2 protein-coding genes are annotated in these 7,399 nt (G+C 70.7%); both read right to left on the bottom strand.

The genetic code is table 11. The features are described from left to right. Positions 1-184: 184 nt before the first annotated feature. Positions 185-2,449, bottom strand: a complete 2,265-nt coding sequence (locus tag ACH4FX_RS42930; RefSeq protein WP_398487333.1) for an SUKH-4 family immunity protein — start codon at positions 2,447-2,449, stop codon at positions 185-187. 123 nt (positions 2,450-2,572) lie between these two features. Next, positions 2,573-7,399 (bottom strand): toxin glutamine deamidase domain-containing protein (locus ACH4FX_RS42935; protein WP_398487335.1); only part of this gene is annotated, 4,827 nt, incomplete at its 5' end.

Below are 7,399 nucleotides of genomic sequence, written 5' to 3' on the forward strand. Positions count from 1 at the left end.
GGGGGTTAGCTCGGGGGGGGCGGCCCCCCCCCCCGCGTCCGCGGTGTCTCGTATCTGGTGGGGGCTTTGGGGGGGGGGGGGGGGCTGACCGGGGGGGGGCCGCCGGGGGTGGGGGGGCGCCCACGCCGTGACCCCACGGCAGGGCCCCATCGTGTCGACGGTCCTCCCGCGGCGAGCGGCCCTGTCAGAACATGTCCCGCTGGTTCCAGTCCCCGTTGAAGACGGCTTGCCAGTGCGGGTGGCCGGTGGTGACCGGGTCGATCCGGGCGGCCCAGGACACCAGGCTGCGTGCGGCGTCCCGTTTCTCCGCCGACGTGGTCAGCGCGCTGCGGCGGAGGGACCAGTACAGGGCCAGCAGCGTCCAGAGCTGTGCCGCGCTGCCCGCGAGGAGCCGATGCGCCGGGTCTTCTTCGTCGTCCGAGTTGTGGAAGATCCGGCCGGTCGCGCCGTCCAGCAGAAGGTCGTGCCGGACCCAACGGCCGAGGCGGTAGAGAACGCCGGTGCCTTCGGGGCGGGAGACGCCGACGGGCCAGTCGGCTTCGGGCAAGCCGGTCTCGTCCAGGTCGTCGAGGGACGCGAAGGGAAGAAGATCGTCCAGTGCCGGCACGCCGGTGACCGTCAGGAAGGTGCGGGCCGCCTCGCTCCGCAGACCGGCGGGAAGCCGGTCGGCGGCGAGCACGGTGCGCAGGCCGTCCCCGAAGACGGTGTCCAGCCACGCGGGCGTGGGGGCGTCCGGGCGGGCGGCCTCGTCCGGCATGCGCCACAGCGCGGAACGGCTGTGCGTGCCCAGCAGGGGAGCAGCGCGCCATGCCGGTCCGGTGACGACCCGCTGCTCGTCGGCCACCCGTACGGCGAATACCCCCGCGCCGCCCCCGAAGAGCCACGTACCCGCGCCCGCCGCGGCGAGCGGGCCGACGGCCGCCGGCGTACGGGGAGCGGGAATCCCGTCCCGGCCGAGGGGCGACGCGGCCACGTCGATGACGCGCCCGTCGGCGCTCTCGACCTCTCCCTCAAGGTCGTAGCATTCCGCCACGACCACCGGGCCGCCGAGCGGGGCGCCGTCTTCGATGCGCCAAGGACGCTCCGTGTAGAAGCCGTCGGCATCGGTGTCGACGTCGCAGTCGTCCGGTAGGTCGTCCTCGTCGGTCTCGACCTGGGTCACGACGACGGGTTCTCCCCGCAAGGTGCCCACGAGCAGTTCGTCGGCGCGCGCGTCGTCGCTGGGCGCGGGGCCGAACACGCCGTACGGACGCCAGCGAGACCATACGGTGGACCACGCCAGTGGCCCGCCGCACTCGGCCAGCCGGTCGGCGAATTCCCGTTCCCCCCGGCCGACCTCGGCCCAGTGCAGCCAGGAAAGCCACTCGTCATGGCCGGCGGGGGAAATGCCCGCCGATTCCACGTAATGAATGACGGAGGCGCGGGTGCCTTGGGGGACACCGTCCGGGTAGGCCACGGCCAGGGCGGTGAGCAGAGAACGGTGGTCGGCGTTGGCGACGAAGGGCGGTTCGTCCAGCAAACCGGTCAGACGGCCGGCGGACGCCGCGTGCAGAGGAAGCGCGAAGGCGGCGTAATGCCCGGCCGGTGTCCGATCGCGCCAACGGTCGCGCGGATACCTGTTGACCGTCAGGTCCAGCAGGGCATCGGTGACCCGCAGTTGCTCCTCGGGCGTCGGCGGCTGCAAGGACCGTACGAGATGACGGACTCCGTCCTGGCGGAATCCCGCACAGTCATCTCCTCGGGATTCGGCTGTGTACAGGATGTCAGGGCAGGAGGACGCTACGGTACGCAATTCCTCCTCGCTCGCGGGAATCCCCGCAGCAGTGCACAGCAAGGACCATACGGAGAACGGAACGTCCCGGCGTTCCGCCATGGCGAGCGGGCGCAGCTGCGGGTGATCCGAGACGAGCGCCTGGGCGGACGGAAACGCCGAACGGTCCGCACCTGGCGCCGACTCATCCGGCGCGGTGAGGGACAGTGCCGCCGGGCGCGTGAGCGGCACTTCGGCGAGGGCCAGTTCGGCGTCGGTCTCCACGACGACCCGAATGGCCCGACGGCCGTACATCATGAGCCTCGGGACCAGGTTCCCGGCAACGCGCTCGGCTTCCTTCGACGTCACCGAGGCGCCCGCCCACTGCACGTTGCCGAGCAGCACCGACACCTGGCCGCCCTGCTGAACCCGCTCGCGGATCGCGTCGTCGAGTGGATTGGCGCGCCGGCGCAGGAAGTCGGCGTCGTGCCCCCAGGAAGCCAGCAGCGCGGCCGCGACATCGTCGGCGTCCCGCCCCCGGCAGTCCACCTGGACGGTTTCCGGACGCCGTGCGTGCGCCTCGTCCAGCAGCCGCGACTTGCCCGCCCCGACGGCACCGGTGACGTGGAGAGCCCGGCTCTCCTCCTGCGGCTCGTCCAGCCACTGGACGAGCCGTTCGACTGCTTCATCGAAATGCACGGGGGACGGCTCCGATCGAAAGGTGGGGATAGCGGGGGGCCAGGGGCGCCGCGGGCAGCGGTATCACCGGGGGCCGGTGATACCGGAGGCACCAGGGGCGCCGGGGACGGCGTGAGGACGGTACTACGACTGCCTCGTCCGGATGGCCTTGTCCCAGGCCCTGAGCAGTTCGCCGCGTACCTGATTCATTCCCACACCCCACTTGTGCTTCAGTTCCGCTTGCCGCTCTTCCGTTGTCTGGTTCGGCGCCACGCCTTCCGTCGCCACGTCTCCGTAACGGTATGGGATGGCGTAAGAGATGTCGATATCGCTCTTCTGGTCGGGCACCGATTGCAGTTGCTCCGGAGACAGTTGCGAGTACTTCGTTCGTTCCGCCCCGGCTTCTCTTTCCAGGTTGTCACTGATGTAGTGCGAGCAGTTGGCACCGCCGAGCTGATTGCTGTTTCCGCATGGTTCGTATTCGGTGTACATACCGGAAATCTTGAACCGGTCGGGATGCTCGGCCATCACCCGCCGCAGGGCTTCGCCGCCCAGGGGCTCGGAGTGCCCGTGCTCCTCGTCCCCCTGCCGTGATGCGCTGGGCAGGGACGAATCGATCATGTAATGAGTCCTGGTCTGCCCTTCGTGGGTTTCCGTGACCTCGATGACCAGGTAATTACGGCCGGACATGTCAGGGCGGAAGATGTCGTCGGCGGCTTTGCCGACTTCCTGGCGCCACAGGGCGTTGATGCGCCTCCGCTCCATGGCGAGCTTCTTCCGGTGCTCCTCGGCGGTCATTCCGCCGTCGTCAGGGACGTTCTGCCGCGCGACGTATTCCCGCGCCCAAGCCGTCGGTGCTTCGTTGCCGAGCGAACCTCGGGTGATGTTGTGACCGTGGTGGAGCCGCAGACCGCCGTTGGCCACGTCGTTGTCCCGGATGGGGACGTTGAGTGAGGAGTACTGCTCGTGTACGGCATTGCTCAGCCGCCCGAGACCGGCGATCGCGGCCATGCGCTGGTGCCGGTCGAGCTTGGCGAAGCCCGGCAGGACCTTGTCCAGCGCCTCGACGTCCAAGGGGCCTTTTGCGTTGATCTGCCTGACGGCGGAGAGCAGCGGCGCCTCACCGCCCTCGCCCGGTTTCGCCCACCGGTCGAAGGAATCGAGCACCGGGCCGATGTCCATCTGCGCCACGTTGTGCGTACGCCGCAGCCGCTGCTGGGCCACATCGGGGGCCATGCCGTCATGGGTGTCCGACTCGGTCTGCGCCTGGTTGTAATCGGCTGAACCCTTGTATTCCTGGCTGTCGAAAGGCCGGCCGGCTTCTTGTTCCGCCTGTGCTTTGACCTCGCTCGACGCAGGCTTGGTCTTCTTGCCCTTGCCTCCGCCGGAATCCCCGTCCCCGGAGCCGTTCGCGGCTGTCGTCTGACCGGCGGGCTCGGCCGGTGGCCGGCGTTCCGGATCTGCCGGTTCGCCGAGCGCGTGCCGGTTCGGGCGCCCCGGCGAACCGGCCTCCGTGCCGCGCTGCGGGGTCCCCTGGCCCGGCAGCCGGTCGGCGACCGGGCGGCGGTCGCTGCCCAGCGGGATGGCGTGCACGCCGTGGTCGCCGCTGTGGAGGGGCCGGTCGCTGCGGCGGCCGGTCTGGGAGTCGACGTAGGTGATCTTGCCTTGGTGGTTGACGACGTTCCAGGCGTGGGCGCGGCCGTGGCGGTCCTGGGTGACGATGACCGCCTGGGAGCCGTGGCCGGCCTGCCGAAGCGTGTCCTCCAGACGGTTGAAGGCGTCCCGGCCGTTGCCGAAGTCGGTGAAACGGGCGCCGAGGGTGTTTTCGATCCGGTCGCGGCCGTTGCGCTCCCCGCGATCGGAAGGAGTCCCGTCCGCGTTGGGGTCCGGGGTGCGGTGGGCCGCGGCGGTGGGGTGGCCGGAATACGTGTCGGCCGTCGCGAGGGCGGCGTCCACGCAGTTGTTGTTACGGCCCGGAGCGTCGGGACCGGGCTCGTTGATGCGATCGACCCAGTCACCGCGGTTCGGGTCCGGGTGCGTCTCCGGGTTGCCGTCCCCGTCCCGGGGAATCGCCTCGTCGACCCGCTGCTGGTGCTCATCGGAAGGCCCGTCGAGACCACCGGGGCGCTCGCGGGGACGGGTTTCGGAGGAGGGGGTGGGGGATTCGGGCGAAGGCGAGGGGGCGTCGGGTGAGGGCGTGCCGGGGTACTGGTGGGGCGGCTGGGCCTGGTGGGGTGCTGGCTGCTGGGTCTGTGGGTGGGGGGTGTGCTGCTGAGGGTGGGCGTACGGCTGGGGGTGCGTGTATGGCTGGGAGTGCGCGTATGGCTGGGGTTGGGCGTACGGAGCCTGCTGTTGGTACGGATTCGGGGTCGGTTGCTGTTGGTGCGGATTCGGCTGCTGTTGGGCGTACGGGTTCGGTTGCTGGTACGGGGTGTGCTGGAGAGGCTGAGGTTGCTGCGGCTGGTGCTGCGGCTGGTGCTGGGGCTGGTGCTGAGGGTTGGAGTGTTGCTGCTGAGGGGTTTGTGTTTGGGCCTTGGTGGGGTCGTACGGGGTGCGGTTGGCGTCGAGGGTCAGGTGCCAGACGCCGTCGGCCTTGGTGTTGATGGGCTGCTGGCTGATCTCACCGGTCTGGCTGTCCACCCAGATGACCCGGCCGTTGTGGTTCACGGCGTTGAAGACATGGGCGCCGCCGCCCGAGCCGTCGGGGTTCTTGGGCCAGGTGACGAGGACCGCGGAGGCTGCGCCGTGGCCGGCCTGGCGCAGTTCGTCGGCGATGCGGGAGTAGGCGTCCTGGGAGTTCGAACCGGAGTTGCGGAACCGGGTGCCCGCCCACTGCTCGATGTTCCGGGTGCCATCGCGCTCGCCCGAGGCGCGGTCGATGCCACCCTTGCCGTCGGGGTCGTACGTACGGACCGCCGACACCTGCGGGTTGCCGTACCAGGACTCCATGAAGGAGCGGGTGCAGTCGGCGCAGTTGTTGGAACGGCCGAGGACGGTGGGGCCGCCGTCGTTCTGGTACCGGGCCCAGGGCTGGAACGGGTCGTTGAACGCCCGCGGGGTGCCGTCCGGGTTCCGCGGGAAGTTCGCCTCCAGCGCCTGCTGGTCGTGCGGGTACGGCGAGTACAGCCCGCTGGGCTGGTGGTTCAGGCTGGCGCGGACGTGCTGGATGCTCGGACGGCTGGGGTCCTGGGGGACCGGTGCCTGGTATGGGGGCTGGTGGGGGACCGGGGGCTGCTGAGGTGCCTGCTGGTGGGGTTGCTGAGGCGGCTGGTGTTGGTTGTGGTGGGGGAGAGGCTGGGGCTGGGGGGTCTGGTGGTACGGCTGGTGGTGCGGCTGCGGCTGCGGCTGTGAGTGGGGCTGGGGAGTCTGCTGCGGGGCGGGGGTGGGGACGTGGCTCTGGAGTGTGGGCTGGGAGTGGTTGGGCTGCTGTTGGTGGGGCTGCTGAGGAGCGGACTGGTAGGGCTGCTGCTGAGGGGCTGGCTGCTGGGCGTATGGATTCTGCTGCGGGTATGGCTGCTGCTGAGGGGCTGGCTGCTGGTAGGGCTGCTGGAACGGCTGCTGTTGGTACGGCTGGTACTGCGGAGGCTGCTGCTGTAGAGGCTGCTGGTGCGGGTGCTGTTGGGGAGCGGGCTGATGGGGGTGCGGCGTATTGGAGGGTGGTGAGCTAGGAGAGTGGGGGTTGGGCTGTGAGGGGGTACGGGTGGGGGCGTCGGCCTCGTTGGGACGGGTGGGGCCGTCGAGCCGGGGGTTGTGGGGCGGGCGCTCCGGGCGGGGTTGCTGCGTGTGGTCCTGGATTGCCTGCGAACCGTCCGGGCGACGGGTATCGGCAGGAGGAGTGGCCGCCGCGTCCCGGCGCGGGCCGTCGAGGCGCGGGTTGTAGGCCGGGCGCTCGGGGTCCCGCTGCTGGCTGATGTCGTGAATCGCCTGCGAGCCGTCGGGACGGCGGTTGGTGCGGGAGGTGGGCGCGGAGTTGTTCGTGGGGCTGGGGTTGGTGGGAGTGCTGCCGCGTGGAGGTGCGGTGGGTCCGGGGGCGGCGCCTTGCTGAGGCATGGCGGGAGCGCCCATGACCGGGCCCGCGGACTGGGGGGAGTTCTGTTGCGGCTGCTGAGGTGTGGTGGGCGTACCGGTGCTGGGGTCCGCGCTGTGCTGGGTGGGCGGGGGCGCCGTCATGGTGGCGGCCGACTGGGTGGAGACGGAGGTGTCGGAATCGTCCACCGTCGGCATGGGGTCGCCCGGTGCCGGATCGCGCTGCTGGATCGGCTGGCCCGAGGACGGCGTGTGCTGAACGGGTGCGCCCTGGGAGGGCACGCCCGCGTGCGGAACGGACGGACGGCCACCACCGCTGCTGCCGGAGTTGTCGGAGGCGCCGTTGTTGCTGCCGTCGCCGGTGTTACTGGGCGGGTTGCCTGCCACCGGGTCCACGGACGGCGAGTGCTGCTGAGGAGCGGCGGACGCGTCGGGGCCGGGGGAACTGGCCCTTTCCGGAGACGGCTGGTCCGGGACCGACGCGGCCTCGGGGGACGGACCGGGAGCCGGCTGGGTGGAGATGTTGTTGGGATTGTTCTCGGGATTGGGACGGGCCGAGTCCGGGGTGGTGTCGGGCGTCGGCTGTGTGCTGACCGACTCGGGGCCGGGCGCCGGTTGGGTAGTGAGGTTGTTGGGGTTGTTGTCCGGATTGGGGTGGGCCGAGTCGGGGGTGTGGTCCGGGGCTGGCTGGGTGGTGAAGTTGTTGGGGTTGTTGTCCGGGTTCGGGCGGGCCGAGTCCGGGGTGGTGTCCGGTGTCGGCTGGGTGCTGATGGTGTCCGAGGGCGTGTTGTGGTCGGCGGCGAGGGTGCTGTGCGAGCTGGAGGAACCGGTGTCGGTACCGGCGTACGGGTTGTGGTCGTTGCCGCCCTGGAAGCCGCTGTCGAAGGGGGAGCGCTGGTCCGGGGGCGGCAGGGGCTGCGCCCGGGGGACGTCTCGGTTGCCGTC

This window comes from Streptomyces sp. NPDC018019, from assembly GCF_044327805.1.
Taxonomy (GTDB): domain Bacteria; phylum Actinomycetota; class Actinomycetes; order Streptomycetales; family Streptomycetaceae; genus Streptomyces.